20 protein-coding genes are annotated in these 20,176 nt (G+C 63.1%); 11 read left to right on the forward strand and 9 right to left on the reverse strand.

The annotated features are described in order from the left end of the window. Positions 1–90 precede the first annotated feature (90 nt). Positions 91–954: an MBL fold metallo-hydrolase gene (locus tag J3P91_RS16850; protein WP_434601167.1), complete on the forward strand. Its 864-nt coding sequence runs from the start codon at positions 91–93 to the stop codon at positions 952–954. Between the two features lie 142 nt (positions 955–1,096). Here the strand turns inward: J3P91_RS16850 and bkdR are convergent, their stop codons facing one another. Further along, positions 1,097–1,585, reverse strand: coding sequence for a Bkd operon transcriptional regulator BkdR (gene bkdR / locus J3P91_RS16855; RefSeq protein WP_003202929.1), 489 nt, complete (start codon positions 1,583–1,585; stop codon positions 1,097–1,099). A gap of 194 nt (positions 1,586–1,779) precedes the next feature. Here bkdR and J3P91_RS16860 point away from each other — a divergent pair, with 194 nt between their 5' ends. The 5 genes from J3P91_RS16860 to J3P91_RS16880 all read left to right on the forward strand — a co-directional run bounded on the left by J3P91_RS16860 (position 1,780) and on the right by J3P91_RS16880 (position 8,032). Continuing rightward, entirely contained in the window at positions 1,780–3,015 is a 1,236-nt protein-coding gene (locus J3P91_RS16860) for a 3-methyl-2-oxobutanoate dehydrogenase (2-methylpropanoyl-transferring) subunit alpha (protein WP_434573443.1), read from the forward strand. Between the two features lies 1 nt (position 3,016). Beyond that, a complete protein-coding gene (locus J3P91_RS16865) occupies positions 3,017–4,075 on the forward strand; it encodes an alpha-ketoacid dehydrogenase subunit beta (RefSeq protein ID WP_305500321.1) in 1,059 nt (352 codons plus the stop codon). Further along, positions 4,076–5,356: a dihydrolipoamide acetyltransferase family protein gene (locus J3P91_RS16870; protein WP_434601168.1), complete on the forward strand. Its 1,281-nt coding sequence runs from the start codon at positions 4,076–4,078 to the stop codon at positions 5,354–5,356. 18 nt (positions 5,357–5,374) lie between these two features. Further along, positions 5,375–6,757: a dihydrolipoyl dehydrogenase gene (gene lpdA / locus J3P91_RS16875; protein ID WP_434601169.1), complete on the forward strand. Its 1,383-nt coding sequence runs from the start codon at positions 5,375–5,377 to the stop codon at positions 6,755–6,757. 255 nt (positions 6,758–7,012) lie between these two features. Next, positions 7,013–8,032 carry a branched-chain amino acid aminotransferase gene (locus J3P91_RS16880; RefSeq protein WP_305500317.1) on the forward strand — a complete coding sequence of 340 codons (1,020 nt, stop codon included), beginning with the start codon at positions 7,013–7,015 and terminating at the stop codon, positions 8,030–8,032. A 146-nt stretch (positions 8,033–8,178) separates the two neighbouring features. Here J3P91_RS16880 and J3P91_RS16885 read toward each other — a convergent pair whose 3' ends face one another. Continuing rightward, positions 8,179–8,934, reverse strand: coding sequence for an ArsR/SmtB family transcription factor (locus J3P91_RS16885; protein ID WP_434601170.1), 756 nt, complete (start codon positions 8,932–8,934; stop codon positions 8,179–8,181). Positions 8,935–9,016: 82 nt separating this feature from the next. Here J3P91_RS16885 and J3P91_RS16890 point away from each other — a divergent pair, with 82 nt between their 5' ends. Then, positions 9,017–10,135: a cytochrome P450 gene (locus J3P91_RS16890; RefSeq protein WP_434601171.1), complete on the forward strand. Its 1,119-nt coding sequence runs from the start codon at positions 9,017–9,019 to the stop codon at positions 10,133–10,135. 11 nt (positions 10,136–10,146) lie between these two features. Here the strand turns inward: J3P91_RS16890 and J3P91_RS16895 are convergent, their stop codons facing one another. After that, positions 10,147–10,488, reverse strand: coding sequence for an FKBP-type peptidyl-prolyl cis-trans isomerase (locus tag J3P91_RS16895; RefSeq protein WP_434601172.1), 342 nt, complete (start codon positions 10,486–10,488; stop codon positions 10,147–10,149). Between the two features lie 141 nt (positions 10,489–10,629). Between J3P91_RS16895 and J3P91_RS16900 the strand changes: the two genes are divergently transcribed. Both J3P91_RS16900 and J3P91_RS16905 read left to right on the forward strand, forming a co-directional pair. Next, positions 10,630–11,694 (forward strand): M4 family metallopeptidase, encoded by a 1,065-nt coding sequence (locus tag J3P91_RS16900; RefSeq protein WP_434573430.1) that lies wholly within the window; start codon positions 10,630–10,632, stop codon positions 11,692–11,694. Further along, positions 11,691–12,014, forward strand: coding sequence for a protealysin inhibitor emfourin (locus tag J3P91_RS16905; RefSeq protein ID WP_305500309.1), 324 nt, complete (start codon positions 11,691–11,693; stop codon positions 12,012–12,014). The genes J3P91_RS16900 and J3P91_RS16905 overlap by 4 nt, the downstream gene beginning before the upstream one ends. Before the next feature lie 4 nt (positions 12,015–12,018). Here J3P91_RS16905 and J3P91_RS16910 read toward each other — a convergent pair whose 3' ends face one another. After that, positions 12,019–12,327 carry an RcnB family protein gene (locus tag J3P91_RS16910; protein ID WP_434573428.1) on the reverse strand — a complete coding sequence of 103 codons (309 nt, stop codon included), beginning with the start codon at positions 12,325–12,327 and terminating at the stop codon, positions 12,019–12,021. A 258-nt stretch (positions 12,328–12,585) separates the two neighbouring features. Between J3P91_RS16910 and J3P91_RS16915 the strand changes: the two genes are divergently transcribed. Next, positions 12,586–13,680, forward strand: coding sequence for a DNA alkylation repair protein (locus J3P91_RS16915; protein WP_434601173.1), 1,095 nt, complete (start codon positions 12,586–12,588; stop codon positions 13,678–13,680). Between the two features lie 9 nt (positions 13,681–13,689). On the opposite strand, the gene J3P91_RS16920 is transcribed toward J3P91_RS16915, so the two are convergent. After that, positions 13,690–15,768: a putative bifunctional diguanylate cyclase/phosphodiesterase gene (locus tag J3P91_RS16920; RefSeq protein WP_434601174.1), complete on the reverse strand. Its 2,079-nt coding sequence runs from the start codon at positions 15,766–15,768 to the stop codon at positions 13,690–13,692. 96 nt (positions 15,769–15,864) lie between these two features. Next, a complete protein-coding gene (locus J3P91_RS16925) occupies positions 15,865–16,029 on the reverse strand; it encodes a hypothetical protein (protein ID WP_434601175.1) in 165 nt (54 codons plus the stop codon). A gap of 34 nt (positions 16,030–16,063) precedes the next feature. On the opposite strand from J3P91_RS16925, the gene J3P91_RS16930 reads away from it, so the two are divergent. Beyond that, the gene (locus J3P91_RS16930; RefSeq protein ID WP_305500305.1) at positions 16,064–16,705 is read left to right on the forward strand and encodes a DUF1345 domain-containing protein; all 642 of its coding nucleotides are present in this window, start codon (positions 16,064–16,066) and stop codon (positions 16,703–16,705) included. Positions 16,706–16,759: 54 nt separating this feature from the next. Here the strand turns inward: J3P91_RS16930 and J3P91_RS16935 are convergent, their stop codons facing one another. From J3P91_RS16935 to J3P91_RS16945, 3 genes are all read right to left on the reverse strand, one after another. Continuing rightward, positions 16,760–18,061 carry an ATP-binding protein gene (locus J3P91_RS16935; protein ID WP_434601176.1) on the reverse strand — a complete coding sequence of 434 codons (1,302 nt, stop codon included), beginning with the start codon at positions 18,059–18,061 and terminating at the stop codon, positions 16,760–16,762. 3 nt (positions 18,062–18,064) lie between these two features. Beyond that, positions 18,065–18,766 (reverse strand): response regulator, encoded by a 702-nt coding sequence (locus J3P91_RS16940; protein ID WP_434573417.1) that lies wholly within the window; start codon positions 18,764–18,766, stop codon positions 18,065–18,067. A gap of 217 nt (positions 18,767–18,983) precedes the next feature. Then, complete coding sequence (locus J3P91_RS16945; RefSeq protein WP_434601177.1) at positions 18,984–20,168, reverse strand: pyridoxal phosphate-dependent aminotransferase; 1,185 nt, start codon at positions 20,166–20,168, stop codon at positions 18,984–18,986. Between the last annotated feature and the right edge of the window lie 8 nt (positions 20,169–20,176).

Consider the following 20,176-nt stretch of genomic DNA (forward strand, 5'->3'; position numbering starts at 1 on the left):
TTCATAGATTGGTATAGGAAGAGCGAGCTTGCTCCCGCTGGGCCGCGTAGCAGCCCCTTTCATGAGTTCTTCCCGCACAGGTTCGTTGTCATGCCCGCGCAGATCCAAAGCTTCCTCGACCCCGCTTCAAAGACCTATACCTACGTGGTTTATGAACACGCTGGCGGGTCCTGTGCGGTGGTCGACCCGGTGCTCGACTACGACCCGGCGTCAGGCCGCAGCGGCACGGAGCAGGCCGATCGGGTGATCGCTTTCGTGGCTGAACACCAGTTGACAGTGCAATGGCTGCTGGAAACCCACGCCCATGCCGATCACTTGTCCGCCGCTCCTTACCTGCGGGGGAAACTGGGCGGCAAGATCGCCATCGGCGAATCCATCCATCAGGTACAGAGTGTCTTCAAGACGCTGTTCAATCTCGAAGCGCAATTTGCCGTGGATGGTTCACAGTTCGATCACCTGTTCGCGGCCGACGAATCTTTTTTTATCGGCAACCTCAAGGCCACCGCGCTGCACGTTCCCGGCCACACCCCGGCGGACATGGCCTACCTGATTGATGGCGATGTGATCCTGGTGGGTGACACGCTGTTCATGCCTGACGTGGGCACTGCCCGCTGCGACTTCCCTGGCGGCGATGCCCGTCAGCTCTACGCTTCGATCCGCAAGCTGTTGGCCTTTCCTGCCGGCGTTCGACTCTACGTTTGCCACGATTATCCGCCGGAGGGCCGCGAGCCCCAGTGCATGAGCACCGTGGGCGAGCAGCGCCAGCACAACATCCATGTTCGCGACGGCATCGACGAGACCGCGTTCGTGGCCATGCGCACCCAGCGCGACAAGACCCTGGGCATGCCGACGCTGCTGTTGCCGGCGATCCAGGTGAATGTGCGGGCAGGCCACTTGCCGCCGGCGGAGGGTAATGGCGTGACCTATCTGAAGATTCCGATCAATCAGCTTTAGCAGCTTGGGGCCGCTGCGCCCGAGGCGTCGGACCGGCCCAGCGGGAGCAAGCTCCCTCGCCACGGTGGTGGGTCTGCTTGTCAGATGCTGAATGTGCCGACGCCTTCGCGAGCAGGCTCGCTCCCACAGGGATTGGGGTGACTCAGGTACCCAGCGTCAGCCCGTTGGCCGGAAGCGGCAACGCGGTCTTGTAGCGCACCTGCTTGAGGGCGAAGCTTGAGCGGATGTTTGCCACCCCGGGGACTTTGGTCAGGAAATCCATCATGAACCGCTCCAGCGACTGGATGGTCGGCACCAGCACACGGATCAGGTAATCCGGGTCGCCCGCCATCAGGTAGCACTCCATCACTTCCGGCCGGTCGGAGATCGCTTCTTCGAAATGCTGCAGCGCCTCTTCCACCTGTTTCTCCAGGCTGACATGGATAAACACGTTGACGTGCAGGCCCAGCAGGTCGGCATCCAGCAGGGTGACCTGCTCGCGAATCACTCCCAGCTCCTCCATCGCCCGGACCCGATTGAAGCACGGCGTCGGCGACAGGTTGACCGAACGGGCAAGGTCGGCATTGGTGATGCGGGCGTTTTCCTGAAGGCTGTTGAGAATGCCGATGTCGGTGCGATCCAATTTGCGCATGAGACAAAATTTCCTGTTTCTTATCGTTGTGCAGATTTTTTATCTGCAAATCATCTAAACAGCAAGCTAACAGAGAAAAAAATTCTCCTACGTCGAGCCTATGATTGTTGTAGGACAATTTCCCACCTACCCAGGGAAATTCGTCAGCTAGCGCGCCCACTACAAGAAATTCACAAGATCGAGCGTAGAAAGCCATGAACCCAGCGTACGAACCGCTACGCCTGCACGTCCCCGAACCTTCGGGCCGTCCCGGCTGCAAGACCGACTTCTCCTACCTGCATCTGACCGATGCCGGCACGGTGCGCAAACCTCCCATCGACGTCGAACCCGCCGACACCGCCGACCTGGCGCGCAGCCTGATCCGCGTGCTCGACGACCAGGGCAACGCCTTGGGCGAATGGGCTGAAAACGTCCCCGTCGAGATCATGCGCAAGGGCATGCGCGCCATGCTCAAGACACGCATCTACGACAACCGCATGGTCGTCGCCCAGCGCCAGAAAAAGATGTCGTTCTACATGCAGAGCCTTGGCGAGGAAGCCATCGGCAGCGCCCAGGCCCTGGCCCTGAACATCGACGACATGTGCTTCCCGACCTACCGCCAGCAAAGCATCCTCATGGCCCGCGACGTGCCGCTGGTGGACCTGATCTGCCAACTGTTGTCCAACGAGCGCGATCCGCTCAAGGGCCGGCAGTTGCCGATCATGTATTCGGTGAAGGACGCCGGTTTCTTCACCATTTCCGGCAACCTCGCCACCCAGTTCATCCAAGGCGTGGGCTGGGGCATGGCCTCGGCGATCAAGGGCGACACCAAGATCGCCTCGGCCTGGATCGGCGACGGCGCCACCGCCGAGTCGGACTTCCACACCGCCCTCACCTTCGCCCACGTCTACCGCGCCCCGGTGATCCTCAACGTGGTCAACAATCAGTGGGCGATTTCCACCTTCCAGGCAATTGCCGGCGGTGAAGCCACCACTTTCGCCGGACGCGGCGTCGGCTGCGGCATCGCCTCCCTGCGGGTCGATGGCAACGATTTCATCGCCGTCTACGCCGCGTCGCGCTGGGCCGCCGAACGGGCCCGCCGCAACCTCGGCCCGGCCCTGATCGAATGGGTCACCTACCGCGCCGGCCCGCACTCCACATCTGACGATCCTTCGAAATACCGCCCCGCCGATGACTGGAGCCACTTCCCGTTGGGCGACCCGATCGCGCGCCTCAAGCAGCACTTGGTGAAGATCGGCCAATGGTCCGAAGAGGAACACGCCGCCGTCACCGCCGAACTCGAAGCCGAGGTGATCGCCGCGCAGAAAGAAGCCGAGCAGTACGGCACCCTCGCCGGCGGGCAGATTCCGAGCGCCGCGACCATGTTCGAGGACGTCTACAAAGAGATGCCGGAGCACTTGAAGCGCCAGCGTCAGCAGTTGGGGATCTGACATGAACGATCACAACAACAATATTGCGTTGGACACCGCCATGACCACTACCACCATGACCATGATCCAGGCGCTGCGCTCGGCCATGGACGTGATGCTCGAGCGCGACGACAACGTCGTGGTGTTCGGCCAGGACGTCGGTTACTTCGGCGGCGTGTTCCGCTGCACCGAAGGCCTGCAGAACAAGTACGGCACCTCGCGGGTATTCGACGCGCCGATTTCCGAAAGCGGCATCGTCGGCGTGGCCGTGGGCATGGGCGCCTATGGGCTGCGGCCGGTGGCCGAGATCCAATTCGCCGACTACGTCTACCCGGCGTCGGACCAAATCATTTCCGAAGCCGCGCGCCTGCGCTATCGCTCGGCCGGCGAGTTCACCGCGCCGATGACCCTGCGCATGCCCTGCGGCGGCGGCATCTATGGCGGCCAGACCCACAGCCAGAGCATCGAGGCGATGTTCACCCAGGTCTGCGGGCTGCGCACAGTCATGCCGTCCAACCCCTACGACGCCAAGGGCCTGCTGATCGCTTCCATCGAAAACGATGACCCGGTGATCTTCCTTGAACCCAAGCGCCTGTATAACGGCCCGTTCGACGGTCACCATGACCGCCCGGTAACGCCGTGGTCCAAACACCCGCAGGCGCAAGTGCCCGACGGCTACTACACCGTGCCGCTGGACGTCGCCGCCATCACCCGTCCGGGCAAGGACGTGACGGTGCTCACCTACGGCACAACGGTCTACGTCTCCCAGGTAGCAGCCGAAGAAACCGGGATCGACGCCGAAGTCATCGACCTGCGCAGCCTGTGGCCGCTGGACCTGGACACCATCGTCAAATCCGTGAAGAAGACCGGCCGCTGCGTGGTGGTCCACGAAGCCACCCGCACCTGCGGTTTCGGCGCCGAACTGGTTTCGCTGGTGCAAGAACACTGCTTCCACCACCTGGAAGCGCCCATCGAGCGTGTCACCGGTTGGGACACCCCCTACCCGCACGCGCAGGAGTGGGCGTATTTCCCTGGGCCGTCCCGTGTGGGCGCGGCGTTGAAACGGGTCATGGAGGTCTGAATGGGCACGCACGTTATCAAGATGCCGGACATCGGCGAAGGCATCGCGGAAGTTGAACTGTCGGTGTGGCACGTCAAGGTTGGCGACATGGTGGTCGAGGACCAGGTGTTGGCCGATGTCATGACTGACAAGGCGATGGTGGATATCCCTTCGCCGGTGCATGGCCGGGTCATCGCGCTGGGTGGCGAGCCGGGTGAAGTCATGGCGGTGGGCAGCGAGCTGATCCGCATTGAAGTGGAAGGCGCCGGCAACCTGAAGGAATCGGCGCAATCGGCGGCACCGGTGGCCAAGCCTGAGCCCGTCGCGAAGCCTGCACAGGCTTCCAGACCCGAGCCTGTGACGGAAAAACCCGTCGCCGCGCCCCGCCCGGCCCAAGCGGCACAGGCGCCGGTGGCCCGCGATCCCGACGAGCGCCCGCTAGCCTCGCCGGCCGTGCGCAAACACGCTCTGGACCTGGGTATCCAGCTGCGCCTGGTCCAGGGCAGCGGCCCCGCCGGGCGGATTCTGCACGAAGACCTGGAGGCTTATCTGGCCCAGGGCCCATCGTCCCAGGCCAAGGGCGGTTCGGGTTATGCCGAACGTCACGACGAGCAGCAGATCCCGGTGATCGGCATGCGCCGCAAGATCGCCCAGCGCATGCAGGAAGCGACCCAGCGCGCCGCCCATTTCAGCTACGTCGAGGAAATCGACGTCACCGCCCTGGAAGAATTGCGTGTTCACCTGAATGAAAAACACGGTTCCAGTCGCGGCAAGTTGACGTTGCTGCCGTTCCTCGTGCGCGCCCTGGTCGTGGCGCTGCGTGATTTCCCGCAAATGAACGCCCGTTACGATGATGAAGCCCAGGTCATTCACCGCTCCGGCGCCGTGCATGTCGGCGTCGCCACTCAGAGTGACGTCGGCCTGATGGTGCCGGTGGTGCGCCACGCCGAGGCCCGCAGCCTTTGGGACAGCGCGGCGGAAATCTCGCGCCTGGCGACAGCGGCCCGCAACGGCAAGGCCAGTCGCGACGAATTGTCCGGTTCGACCATCACCCTGACCAGCCTCGGCGCGTTGGGCGGCATCGTCAGCACGCCGGTGCTGAACCTGCCTGAAGTGGCGATCGTCGGCGTCAACAAAATCGTTGAGCGGCCCGTGGTGATCAAGGGCCAGATCGTGATCCGCAAGATGATGAACCTTTCCAGCTCCTTCGATCACCGGGTGGTCGACGGCATGGACGCGGCGCAATTCATCCAAGCCCTGCGTGGCCTGCTCGAACAACCCGCCACTTTGTTTTTGGACTAATCATCAATGGAGCAGGCAATGCGGACTCAGAACACCAAGCTGCTGATCATCGGCGGCGGTCCTGGCGGTTACGTGGCGGCGATCCGCGCCGGCCAACTGGGCATTGAAACGATCCTGGTGGAAGGCCAGGCGTTGGGCGGGACTTGCCTGAACATCGGCTGCATTCCGTCCAAGGCGTTGATCCATGTCGCCGAACAGTTCCACCAGACCCGCCACCACAGCCAGGGCTCGGCCTTGGGTATCTCGGTGTCGGCGCCAACCCTGGACATCGGCAAGAGTGTGGAATGGAAGGATGGCATCGTCGACCGCCTGACCACGGGCGTCGCGGCGTTGTTGAAGAAGAATAAGGTCCAGGTCATTCGTGGCTGGGCCAAGGTCATCGATGGCAAGACCGTTGAGGTCGGTGATACGCGCATCCAGTGCGAACACCTGCTGCTGGCCACCGGCTCGAAAAGTGTCGAGCTGCCGATGCTGCCGATTGGCGGGCCGATCATCTCATCGACCGAAGCCCTCGCCCCCACCTCGGTGCCCAAGCATCTGGTGGTGGTCGGCGGCGGCTACATAGGCCTGGAGCTGGGCATCGCCTATCGCAAGCTCGGCGCCGAAGTGAGCGTGGTCGAGGCCCAGGAGCGGGTCCTGCCGGCCTACGACGGCGAGCTGACGCAACCGGTGCACGAGGCGCTCAAGCAAATGGGCGTGAAGCTGTACCTCAAGCACAGCGTCGAAGGCTTCGATGCCCAGGCCAGCACCTTGCAAGTGCGCGATCCCGACGGCGACACGCTGAACCTGGAGACCGACCGCGTGCTGGTGGCGGTCGGACGCAAGCCCAACACCCAGGGCTGGAACCTCGAAGCGCTGGACCTGGCGATGAATGGCTCGGCGCTGAAAATCGACAACCGGTGCCAGACCAGCATGCGTAATGTCTGGGCCATCGGTGACCTGAGCGGCGAACCGATGCTCGCTCACCGGGCCATGGCCCAGGGCGAAATGGTCGCCGAGCTGATTGCCGGCGAGCATCGGGAATTCAACCCGATGGCCATCGCGGCAGTGTGCTTCACCGATCCGGAGGTGGTCGTGGTCGGCAAGACGCCGGACGAGGCCAAGGCCGCCGGAGTCGATTGCATCGTGTCGAGCTTCCCGTTCGCCGCCAATGGCCGGGCCATGACTCTGGAATCGAAAAGCGGTTTCGTCCGGGTCGTGGCCCGCCGGGACAATCATCTGATTATCGGTTGGCAAGCGGTCGGTGTCGGCGTGTCGGAGCTGTCCACGGCGTTTGGCCAATCCCTGGAGATGGGCGCGCGGCTGGAAGACATCGCCGGCACCATCCACGCCCACCCGACGCTGGGCGAGGCCGTGCAGGAAGCGGCGTTGCGGGCATTGGGGCATGCGTTGCATCTGTGACTCAGGAGAATTGATGGTGTGAGCGAGGGCCCCTTCGCGAGCAAGCTCGCTCCCACATGGAATTGCGTTCGCATGAACGACCGAGATCACCTGTGGGAGCGAGCTTGCTCGCGATTTTCAAGAGCACCATCATTTATCTGTCTGCCCCTTATCGAGCGGGCTGCGAAACACCCCCGGAATGAAGTATTGTTGTCCCCATTAAAAACGTCAGAAGCCTTGAACCGTTTCGACGGTTGTCAGGAAATAGAGGGTGTCATGGGTAACGAGAGCATCAATTGGGACAAACTGGGCTTTGACTACATCAAGACCGACAAACGCTATCTGTCGCACTGGCGCGACGGCGCCTGGGACGCGGGCACCCTGACCGACGACAATGTGCTGCACATCAGCGAGGGTTCCACTGCCCTGCACTACGGCCAGCAATGCTTCGAAGGCCTGAAGGCCTATCGTTGCAAGGACGGTTCGATCAACCTGTTCCGCCCGGACCAGAACGCCGCCCGCATGCAACGCAGCTGCGCCCGCCTGCTGATGCCACATGTCGACACCGAGCAGTTCGTCGAAGCCTGCAAGCAAGTGGTCCGCGCCAACGAGCGCTTCATCCCGCCGTATGGCACCGGCGGTGCGCTGTACCTGCGCCCGTTCGTGATCGGCGTGGGTGACAACATCGGCGTGCGCACCGCGCCCGAGTTTATCTTCTCGATCTTCTGCATCCCGGTAGGCGCTTATTTCAAGGGCGGCCTGACCCCACACAACTTCCTGATCTCCAGCTTCGACCGCGCGGCCCCGCAAGGCACCGGCGCGGCCAAGGTCGGTGGCAACTACGCCGCCAGCCTGATGCCCGGCTCCCAGGCCAAGAAGGCCAGTTTCGCCGACTGCATCTACCTGGACCCGCTGACCCATTCGAAAATCGAGGAAGTCGGCTCGGCCAACTTCTTCGGCATCACCCACGACAACAAATTCATCACCCCCAACTCCCCTTCGGTATTGCCGGGCATCACCCGCCTGTCGCTGATCGAACTGGCCAAATCGCGCCTGGGCCTGGAAGTGATCGAAGGCGACGTGTTCATCGACAAGCTGTCGGAGTTCAAGGAAGCCGGCGCCTGCGGTACCGCAGCCGTGATCACGCCGATCGGTGGGATCAGCTACAAGGACAAGCTGCATGTGTTCCATAGCGAAACCGAAGTCGGCCCGATCACCCAGAAGCTCTACAAAGAGCTGACCGGCGTACAGACCGGCGACGTGGAAGCACCCGCGGGCTGGATCGTCAAAGTCTGACCCGAACACCTCGGTAGCAAAGGCTTGTGTAAGAGCGAGCCCGCTCGCGAAAGCGGTGGGTCAGCTTGCAGATATGTTGGATTTGCAGGCCCCTTCGCGAGCAGGCTCGCTCCCACAGGGATTGCCGGTGTCCAGAAATCCTGAATTCACCTCAAATCCACTGTGGGAGCGAGCTTGCTCGCGATGGCGCCTGTGGGTACGACATCGACTTCCGCATTGACCCCGAACCGCCCCGCCATTTCCCTGCGTCCGCAGGCCGTCAATGTCAGGGCCCGGCTGTCCAGGTCCTGCCGTACCCATTTGCGCTTGATCGCCAGTTGCAGCAACGCCGCGCCCAGGGCTCCGCCCAGATGCGGTCGGCGCATGCTCCAGTCCAGGCACGGGCAGGCGAACCGGCGGCGTTGAAGCATCAGCGTAGAAACGTCCATGCCCAGCCCTTCAAACAGCGCTTCGCCGGATTCACTGAGCCGATAGCCCCGCCCTTCCACCTCCACCAGCCACCCGGCTTCCAGCAAGCGATCATGCAACCGCACCGCCAGCGTACCGGCCATGTGGTCGTAGCAAGTGCGGGCGAACTGCAAGCGATCCGGCGTGCGCGGCGTGAAGGTCGGCCTGGCGCCCTGGCCAATCATCATCAACGCCTCCAGAGCCTCGGCTACGCGCTGGTCGGCGAGGCTGTAGTAACGATGGCGCCCCTGGACGTGCAAACGCACCAAGGCAAGGTCCTTGAGCTTCGCCAAGTGCGCACTGGCGGTGGAAGCGCTGACCTCGGCAATCGCCGCCAACTCCGTGCTGGTGCGGGCGTGGCCGTCCATCAGCGCGCAGAGCATTCGGGTACGGGCCGGTTCGGCAATCGCTGCGGCCACCTGGGACACGCCCATGTCATGGTGTTCTGCGTTCATATTTCGCTCCCGGACGAATCAAGCCATGCATCGACTGGAGATAGTAGCAACACTTTCTCCACCACGAACGAGGCTGCGCTTCATGGACCCGATCACCGCCGCGACTCACGCTGATCCCTACCCTTACTACGCCAGCCTGCAAGACAACGGAGGATTCGGTTTCGACGCGCATCTGAAACTCTGGGTCGCCAGCAGCGCCGAGGCGGTGTGCGCGGTACTGCATCATCCCGATTGCCATGTGCGCCCTGCTGACGAGCCGGTGCCCAAGGCAATTGCCGATGGCCCCGCCGGCCAAGTGTTCGCACACCTGATGCGGATGAACGAAGGCGAACGGCAGCGCTGCCCGAGGGCGGCGATCGCGCCGCGGTTGCAGGACATCGATCCGCGCCAGGTCGAGGCATTGGTCAGGGCACGCTTGCTCAGGGAGGGCGCCGCAGGTCTGCACCAGGCGCAGTTCGTCGGGCCGGCCAGCGTGGTGGCGGCATTGCTGGGTTTCAACCCGGCGGAGAGCCGCCTGATCAGCGAATTGACCGCAGACTTCGTTGCCTGCCTGTCACCCCTGAGCCAGGCGAAGCAGCTTGAAGCCGCGCACCGGGCCAGCGAGCAATTGACGAGCCTTTTCCAGGAACGGATCGAGGCGCAGGACACTCCCTTGCTGAGCCTCATATGCCAGGACTTCGAAGGCGCCGCCCCGGACAGCCGGATCGCCAACCTGATCGGCCTGCTCTCGCAAACCTACGAAGCCACGGCGGGCTTGATCGGCAATGGGCTATTGGCGTTAGCTCGCGACCCCGCTTTACATCAACAGGTTCGGGACGATCCCAAACTGATCGGCGCGTTGCTGGCTGAAGTGCAGCGCTTCGACCCGGCGGTGCAGAACACCCGGCGCTTCATCGCCATGCCCTGCGAAATCCTTGGCACTGCGCTAGAACCGAGAGATGTGGTACTGGTCCTGCTGGCTTCAGCCAACCGCGACCCGCAGCTCAACCCGCAACCGGACGCGTTGCTGTTGGATCGCGCCAACCGCCGCAGTTTCAGCTTTGGCAGCGGCCGCCATGAATGCCCTGGCCAAGACTTGGCCATGAATATCGCTCGGGCCACCGTGGAAACAATCCTTGAGCACAATCCACGCCTGGACCGGTTGGCCTGGAGCTATCGCCCCTCGATCAACGGACGCACCCCGCTATTCAGCGACCGCTAAACACGGCGCCATCAATCATCGCGGGTCAGCACTTCCAGCAGCTCGATTTCAAAAACCAGGTTGCTGTTAGGCTTGATGTGAGCGCCCATGGAGCGCTCACCATAGGCCAGATGGGCCGGCACCAGCAGCTTGCGCTTGCCGCCGACTTTCATCCCCATCAGGCCGATATCCCAGCCCTTGATCACGCGACCGGTACCGATCACGCATTGAAAGGGCTTGCCACGACTGTAGGACGAATCGAACTCGGTGCCGTCCTCGAGGGTGCCGCGATATTGAGTGGTAATCAGCGCTCCTTTGACTACGCTTTTGCCGTCGCCCGGTTCCAGGTCGGTGATTTGCAGCTCTTCATTCATGGCGTTATTCCCGTGTGATCCAGGCGCGGGGTTTTCGCAGAAATCCGCGCGACAGGCAACCTTTTGCGGCAAAGGGGAACCGCAACGGCCACTTCGGTTCACATGGGTATCGACCCTGCATTTTCAGATAAGGACCTTCTGATGATCGACTCTCGTCCGCTCCACGGTTTCATTCCGCCTTATATCCTCAATCGCATCATTGCCCATGGCTCCGAACAGCAACGTTCCAGCGCCCTGGGCACCCTGACCCACGTCAAGAATCTGCGCCACAACCCTGGCCCGCCGAGCAATCCACCCGCCACGGCGAAACTGCCCAGACCCGGCAAGGCCGGTCATCCACAGCGCAGCGTGCACGACGCGCAGAACACCATGGAGTTGCCCGGCCAGCCGGTACGCCTGGAAGGCCAGGCGGCCAGCGGCGACCCGGCGGTGGACGAAGCGTATGACGCCCTCGGCGCCACCTATGAGTTTTTCTGGAAAGTGCTCGGGCGCGACTCCATCGATAACAAGGGCTTTGCATTGGTCGGCAGCGTGCATTACGGCCAAGGTTATGAGAATGCCTTCTGGAACGGCGCGCAGATGGTGTTCGGTGACGGTGATGGCGAGATCTTCCAGCGTTTCACCCGCTCCCTGGACGTGGTGGCTCATGAACTGGCCCATGGCGTCACCGAAAGCGAAGCCGGCCTGATCTATGCCAACCAGTCCGGAGCGTTGAACGAGTCGATCTCCGACGTGTTCGGCGTGTTGGTCAAGCAATTCGTATTGGGCCAGACCGCCGACCAGGCCGACTGGCTGATCGGCGCCGACCTGCTCACCGACAGGATCAACGGTGACGGCCTGCGCAGCATGTCCAACCCTGGTACCGCCTACGATGACCCGCTGCTGGGCAAGGATCCGCAACCGGGGCATATGCGCGAATTCGTCATCACCCGTGAAGACAACGGCGGCGTGCACATCAATTCCGGCATTCCCAACCGGGCCTTTTATCTGGTGGCAACAACCCTGGGCGGATTTGCCTGGGAAAAGGCCGGGCGGATCTGGTATGACACCTTGTGCGACAGACAATTGGCCAACGACGCCTCCTTCAGTGCGTTCGCCCGCCTGACCGTCGAGCATGCCCGCCAGCGTTTCGGTGAGCGGGAAGTGCAAGCGGTGCAGGATGGCTGGGCCCAGGTGGGCGTCGACCTGAACGAGGAGAACGGATGAAAACCCTTCCAGACCTTGACGATAAAGCCGTGGTCAAGCTGTCACGCCAAGGTGGCGTGGCGGCCATCCATGCCCTGACCCGCCCCCGGGAAATCGAATTCGCCCAGTGCGATATCAACCAGCGCTCGCGCATCTGCTCGGTGCTGGAGGGCTGCCTGCCGCTCACGTCCTCCACGCCGGGTCGGGGCGACCAAAGGTATTTCCAGATCGAGGTACGTTATCGGGCGAACGATCAGGATGACGAGATGGTGCTTCAGGTGCCCGAGGACCGGGCACCTGGCGAGCTTGTCCACTTGTGGGACAAGGGCGAAGTGCTTTGAGGGTCTAGCGTGTAGCGGGAACGATCTTGACGATGGCGCCGGACACGGTTTCGATCAGCAGGTACTTGTCGTCGATCTGCACCCATTGCTGCTCGTCGGTCGGCTGTTCGAGTTTCTTCTGTTTCCAGTCCTTCATGGCCCTGTCCGCGCGCTGATAGTCTGCCGGTACCCGGTCATTTTCCACCAGCCGGCGGCCATTGCTCGGCGAATGCTCAAGGGCGTCGCCGGTTTTCTCGACCGCTTGCGCAACGGGCCCAAAGGCTCCGAGGCCGGCGATCAGGACCAGGCTGGCGATCAAGGTTGGTTTACGCATAAAAAACTCCAGTTATTCAAGGTACTGAATCTGGGACTGCATTGGCGGCGAATCATTCCTTTTTCCATGAACCGCATCCCCGTGGCGAGGGAGCTTGCTCCCGCTGGGTTGCGTAGCAGCCCCAATCCAGACGGCGCGGTCGTTCAATGACATTGCATTTACCGCGCTTACGACTGCTGCGCAGCCGAGCGGGAGCAAGCTCCCTCGCCACGGGTCCGCCATGGCATAGTGGCGAACTCCTGGACCACGGACCTCGCCATGACCTCTTCAGCCCCCGCCCTCAAGGAAATCTTCAACGCCGCGCGCCTTGAACACATCGCCAGCGAAATGCGCGCGGTGTACCCGGCCTTCGATGCCAAGGCGTTCTTGAACCTGGCCAACGACGGATTGGCCGAATTGTCGGTCATGCAGCGCATGGCGCGGGTCAGCGAGTGCCTGCATGAGGTCCTGCCGCTGAGTTACGAAGCCTCGCTGGAGGTGTTGCGGGCCGTGGCCCCGCGTGTGAACAGCATGTTCGTCAGCATGTTCCTGCCGCACTATGTCGCCTCCTACGGTCGGCAAACCTTCGAGCTGTCGATGGACGCGCTCAAGTATTTCACCCGGTTTGGCTCCGCTGAGTTTGCCGTGCGGCATTTCCTGCGCGACGACCTGACGCGCACCCTCGGGGTCATGCATGACTGGGCGCTGGACGCCAACGAGCACGTCCGCCGCCTTGCCAGCGAAGGCTGCCGGCCGCGCTTGCCTTGGTCGTTTCACCTGGAGCCGATCCAGGCCAACCCGGAACTCGCCGCAGGAATCCTTGATGCGCTCAAGGCCGACGACAGCCTGTACGTGCGCAAATCCGTCGCCAATCACCTGAACGACGTGACCAAGCAGCATCCCGATTGGGTCCTGAAGCGGATCGAAGGCTGGCCATTACACGATCGCCATAGCGCATGGATTGCCCGACACGCGCTGCGCAGCCTGATCAAGCAAGGCAATCTGCGGGCGCTGGCGGTTATCGGCGCTGGCGCCAGGGCGCAGGTGGAAGTTTCCGAGCTGCAAGTGACGCCAGCGGTGATTCGCCTGGGCGAGCCCATCACCTTGTCGTTCAAGGTGCAGTCCACGGCCGGACAAAGCCAGCGCCTGGTGATCGATTACGCGATCGACTATGTGAAAGCATCCGGCGGCACGTCAGCCAAAGTGTTCAAGCTCAAGACGTTCGACCTGCCCGCCCTGGCTTCTGCCAGTCTCAGCCGTTCCCAGCAGATTCGCGAGCTGACCACCCGCCGGCACTACGCGGGCCGGCATGCGGTCCATCTGCTGATCAATGGCGAACGGCTGGGCAGTACCGCGTTCGAGATCGTTCCCTGAACGATCGCCTCAGGCCATCTCGACGCGTCGGGCCTGACGAATGTCCTTCAGGAAGTGTTCGGCCGGCTGCGGATGCCCCAGCAGATACCCCTGCAGCGAATCGCAGCCCAACTGGGTGAGGAAGTCCTGTTGCACATCGGTCTCCACGCCTTCGGCAACGATCCGCAAGCCCAAGGCCTGGCCGAGGGCGACGATGGCCGAGACGATAGCCGCGTCGTCACTGTCGTGCTCAAGGTCTCGCACGAAACCGCGGTCGATCTTCAGCTCGTTGGCCGGCAGGCGCTTGAGGTACATCAGGCTCGAATAACCGGTGCCGAAGTCGTCGATGGACAGGTCCACACCCATGTCCGACAGCTGTTGCAGCACCGTCATGCTCGCGTCCGCGTCGCTCATGGCAGTGGTCTCGGTGATTTCCAGGGTCAGGCTGTTCGCCGGCAGATGGTGCGTCTCCAATGCCTTGGCCACGCTCTGCACCAGGCCCGTATGGCAGAACTGCAACGCTGACAGGTTCACCGCGATACGCCAATCGGTGTAGCCCAACACGTACCATTCACGCATCTGCCGGCAGGCTTCGTTCAGCACCCATTCGCCGATCGGGATAATCAGCCCGGTCTTTTCCGCCAGGTCGATGAAAGTGTCGGGCATCAGCAGGCCCTGGGTCGGATGGTTCCAGCGCAGCAGTGCTTCGGCGCCCACCGGGCGGCCGTTCGCCGCATCGAACTTGGGCTGGTAATGGAGGCTGAACTGGCGCTGTTCGACCGCGATGCGCAAATCCTGCAGCAGTTGCAGTTGTCGGCGGGCGTTGCTGTTCATCGAGGCGTCGAAAAAGCTGTAGCCATTCTTGCCGGCACCCTTGGCGTGGTACATCGCCGCATCGGCATTCATCAGCAATTCATCGGCGCTCTGGCCATTGCCAGGGTACAGCGCGATGCCGACGCTGGCGGAAATCTGCAGGTCATGGTCGGCGACCCGGAACGTGCGACCGATCAGCCCGACCTGACGCGCGGCCAGGCGCAAGGCGTCGTCCGGCTCGGCCAGTTGCACCAGCAGGACAAACTCGTCACCACCGATCCGCGCCAGGGTGTCCTGGCTGCGCAGGTCTTCACGCAGGCGCAGCGCGACGTCCCGCAGCAACAAGTCACCCATGTGGTGGCCAAAGGCATCGTTGACCGGTTTGAAGCCGTCCAGATCGATGAACATCAGGGCGAAACAACCGCCCTGCTCTTGCACCCGGTGCATCGCCTGGCCGATGCGATCCGCCAGCAAGACCCGGTTGGGCAGGCCGGTCAGGGGGTCGTGCAGGGCCAGTTGGGTCAGTTCGCGATTGGCCTGGGTCAAGGACCTGGCCAGTTCCGCGGTACGGGCTTCCAGGCGTGCATCGAGGATCGAAGTCAGCAAGGCAATCGCCAGCACCGCCAAGGTGGTGATCAGCACCAGGTTATCCAGGCCCTTACCGCTCAAACCGTCCAGGGAACCGCAGAAACTGCCTTCGCTGAACTGCGCCGCGGCCATGCCGGTGTAATGCATGCCGACGATGGCAGCGCCCATCACCACGGCGGCACCGGCGCGAGCGAGACGTACATGAGGCGTGTTCTGGCGCAGGTGAAAGGCGATCCATAACGCCGCCGCGCACGCCACCACGGCTATTACCAATGAGGCGCCGAACAGCGTCGGGTCATAATCGATACCCGGCTGCATCCGCAAGGCCGCCATACCGGTGTAGTGCATGGCGCTGATGCCAGTGCCCATCACCAGCGCGCCGAACACCAGCTGCCAGGCCCGCAGTTGTGGCTGGCTGACCAGCCAGAGGGCAAAGCCGCTGGAAAGGATGGCGATCAGCAGCGACAACGCAGTAATCGCCACATCGTAGCCAAGCTCCACCGGCAAGCTGAACGCGAGCATGCCGATGAAATGCATGGACCAGATGCCCACCCCCATCGCCAAGGCACCACCCGCCATCCAGAAATGCACGGCCCGACCCTGGGCAGTGGTTATGCGTCCGGTCAGGTCCAGCGCGGTATAGGACGCCAGGATCGCGACAAACAGGGAAATCGAAACAAGGGCGGGGGAATAGCTGCCGATGAGCATGGATTTTTCTCGTGGCCAAAAGGCCGAACTGCTTCCATGCCTGGTTGAAAAGTCGGCGATTGTACACAATTGGTACGGCGGTGCACGAACCAAGCATCAAAAAGCCATCATCGGCGGAATATTTGCGACGAAAGACACCTCGTCATCACGATCAAGCTCGTCCATACACAAATTCATGTGGGAGCGAGCCTGCTCGCGAAGGCGGCAGTCGCCGCAAATGAAGAACCCGAGCCTGACTGCTTCGGCTAAGATCTGATTCATACTCCCCGGCATCCCCCCGCCACAGTGAGCTCCCATGCCTCGCCTCACCCGCACTCACCCGCGTCTTTCCTGCGCCACGGTCATCGGCCTGGCGGCGGGCCTGCTGATCCCCGCGGATTCGATCATCGGCAAGGTCCTGATCGGCTGGAACGTCGGGGTCTGGACCTACCTGGCGCTGATGTTCTGGCTGACGGTGCGAGCCAAGGCACCTGACGTCAAGCGCATCGCCGAAATCGAAGACGAGAACGCCGGGCTGGTCCTGCTGATGGTCTGCATCGCGGCCTTGGCGAGCCTGGCAACCATCACCTTCGAACTGGCCGGCAGCCGCGACCTGCAAACCGCAGGCAAGCTGCTGCATTACGGTTTCACTGCATTGACCGTGATCGGTTCATGGCTACTGATCGGGGTAATTTTCAGCGTGCACTACGCGCGCCTGTATTACACCTGGTCCGGCAAGGAGCCCGCCCTGCGTTTTGCCGAGGGACTGACCACGCCGAACTACTGGGACTTCCTGTACTTCTCTTTCACCATCGGCGTGGCGGTGCAGACTTCGGACGTGGGTGTTGCGACGCGGCAGCTGCGCAAGATCGTGTTGGCGCAGTCGTTGATCGGGTTTGTATTCAACACGGCGATCCTGGGGTTTTCGATCAATATTGCGGCGGGGTTGTTTGGCTGAAGGGGGGCCACTTTGTGGCCCAGCGGGAGCAAGCTCCCTCGCCACAGGAGGGGATCAGCAGGTTGGGGGTAGCCAGAGCCGGAAGCGTGCCCCGCCCAGCGGCGAGGCTTCGACCGTCAGGGTGCCGCCCTGGGCTTGCAGGGCGCGGCGGCTGATCGCCAGGCCGAGGCCGAAGCCGCCCGTGGCGCGATCACGGCTGCGGTCCAGCCGGTAGAACGGCTCGAATACCCGCTCACGCTCGCTGTCGGGAATGCCGATGCCGTCATCGTCGACCCAGATTTCGCAGCCTTGCTCGCTGACCAGCACCCCCACCTGGATGCGTTTTTCGCAATAGCGCATCGCATTGCGCAGCAGGTTCTGCAAGGCCCGGGCGGTGAGGCGCGGGTCGAGCTCGAAATGCTCCAGCGCCCCGTGCAGCAAAACGTCGATCACCACCTCCGGCGCCGCCAGGTCCTCATCGAGGCTGCCGAGGATGCTGTCGATGAACTCGTCCAGCGGCACTTCGACCCGCTCCGGCAGGCGCTCGGGGTTCTGCAGGCGGCTATAGGACAACAGCTCCAGCACCAACTCATCCAACTCACGAATGTGCGCCACCAGCCCTTGCAGACGCTCGCGGCTGGGCGCCGGCAAATCCTCGGACAAGGCCAGCGCCAGGCCGAAATCGAGCCGGGTCAAAGGCGTGCGCAGCTCATGGGATACGGCATTGAGCAGGTCGCGCTGCTGATTGAGCAGGTTCTCGATATCGCCCGCCATGGTGTCGAACACATGGGCCAGGCTGCCGATGTTGGAGCGCGGCGCGATATGCGTGCGCTCACCCAGGTGGCCCTTGCCGAAACGCTCGGCGGTGCGCTTGAGCCGCTCCAGGTCGCGCCAGTGCGGCCGCAGCCAGAGCAGCAGGCAGCCGAGCATCGTCGCGCCGATCAGCACGTTGATGCTCCAGTACAGCCAGCTGACATCAGCCGGATCCGGGGGAACGATCATCTTGACCGCGGTGCGCCCATCCAGCGGCGCGGCCGCCAGGGTTCGCCAACCCCAGTCGCCGATGCGCACCACATTCTCACCGCGCTGCAGACGCGCCTGCTCGGCGGCGGTGAAATCCGCATCATCGGTGGCGGCGAGCTCGATGTGCAGCGGCTCGAACTCCTTGTCCATCTGCGCTGCCAGCGCCGGCCATTGCGCGCTGGGCACGGCGCGAAACTGCTTGGCCATCAAAGTTTGCAGGCCACGGGAATAGTCGAGGTTGTAAGTCTGGAAGCGCTCATGGAACAGGCGGATCACCAGTTCCGGCATCAGGTAGATCGCCGCGCTGTAGGAGACGATGGTCACAAGATAGAGGCGAATCAGCAGTTTCCACATCGATCAGCATTCCCACTCGGAACGGCTGAACAGGTAACCCTTGCCCCACACGGTCTTGATCTTGCGCGCCTCGCCGGCGTTGTCGTCGAATTTGCGCCGCAATTTGGAAATGGCCACGTCCACCGAGCGATCGGTGCCGTTGAATTCGATGCCGCGCAAGCGCTGCAAAATCTGGTCGCGGCTGAGCACCTCGCCGGAATGCCGGGCCAGCACCACCAGCAGGTTGTACTCGCCGCTGGACAGCTCCACCGGCTGCCCGCGCCAGGTGACGGTGCGCTCGGACAGATCGATGCACAGGTTGCCCATGACAATACGGTCGTTGACCGTTTGCGGTTCAGCGAGGCTACTGCGCCGCAGCAGGGTGCGTACCCGCGCCAGCAATACCCGCGGCTCGCAGGGCTTGGTGACGTAGTCATCGGCGCCCATTTCCAGGCCCAGCACCTGGTCGTGGCTGTCATCCCGAGCGGTGAGCATCAGGATCGGCAGGGTCGCCGAATCGGCGCGCAGCAGACGGCAGACCTGCAAGCCATCCAGGCCCGGCAGCATCAGGTCGAGGATCACCAGGTCCGGCGGATTGGCCCGTGCCCGCTCGCGGACGTGATCGCCACGGTTGAGGACGCTGACCTGATAGCCGTTGCGCTCCAGGTAGCTGGAGATCAGTTCGCAAAGGGCGGCGTCGTCTTCGACGAGGAGGATGTTGGGCATGGGGTGGTCCAGAAAATACGGTGGCGCCTGGGCGGGACTCATTGCGAGCAGGCTCGCTCCCACAGGGGTTTCGGTACGCAGCAAAAACCGTGTGGGAGCGAGCTTGCTCGCGATGGCGGTCCCACAGGCGCAAGAAATCTCAAGCCACCTAGGATATACGCCGGCGCCCGTGGTCGAGCAAAACCCTTACACAATTTCACATAGCGTCTACAAAACTTCACCAATCGACCTGCAGCAAGGCCGCCGCACACTCGACGATCCGGAGGCACGCATCCGCCAATTGCACTTGGTCGACCACCAGGCCGATCCGGATATGCCCTGCCGCGCTCGGCCCGAACGCCTCGCCCGCCAGCACCGACACGCCGTAGTCGTCCAGCAGGCGCTCGGCAAATGCCTGGGCGGCGAGACCCGTCTGGCGCACGTCGACCATCACGAACATCCCGCCATCAGGCCGTACCGGCCTGAGGCCCGCACGCCCCTCCAGCGCCGCGCATACCAGGTCACGGCGCTGGCGATATTCCTCGCGCATCCGCGCCACTTCAGGCAGATCCCGCTCAAGGGCAACCTGGGCGGCGCGCTGGACGAAGTCCGGCAGGCCGAACAGCATGCACAGCGACAGGTTCGCCAGATGCCCGGCAAGGGACTCGGGGCCGATGGCCCAGCCGATGCGCCAGCCTGTCATGGCGTGGGATTTGGACAGGCTGTTGAGGGTGGCGGTGCGCTCGGCCATGCCCGGCAGGCTGGCCGGGCTGATATGTTCGCCGTCGTAGAGCAAGTCGCTGTAGACCTCATCGCTGATAAGCCACAGGTCATGCTCGATGCACAGTTGCGCCAACGCTTGCCAGGTGGCCAGCGGCAGGCTGGCGCCGGAGGGATTGTTGGGGCTGTTGAGCAGCATCACGCGGGTACGCGGCGTGATCAGCTGGGCCACGTCGGCCGGCTCTACCCGAAAAGCGTTTTCCGGACGCACCGTCACCGGGACCACTTTCGCCCCGCAGGCGCCAAAGACCGCTTCGTAGGTGACGTACATCGGTTCGGCGACAATCACCTCGTCGCCGGGGTCGAGCAGGCACTGCGCGACCGCGAAGACCGCACACTGGGCGCCGGGCAGCACCGTAACGTGCCCGGCGCCCACCGGCTGGCCGCAACGTTGCTGGTGGCGCCGGGCGATGCTGGCGCGCAACGCATGCAGTCCACGGGTATCCGAGTAATGCGTGTCCCCCGCCCGCAGGCTCGCGACGGCGGCCTCGACAATGGCCGGAGGCGTGTCGAAATCCGGATCGCCCACCGACAGCAACAGCACCTCCCTGCCCTGTTCGCGCATGGCCAGCGCCCGGTCATGGATCTGCCAGGCGGCGGCACCGTCGCCGGTGATGCGTTGGGTCAAGGCTGAAAAGCGCATGCATTGCT

The organism is Pseudomonas sp. Z4-7 (assembly GCF_051131965.1).
GTDB lineage: Bacteria > Pseudomonadota > Gammaproteobacteria > Pseudomonadales > Pseudomonadaceae > Aquipseudomonas.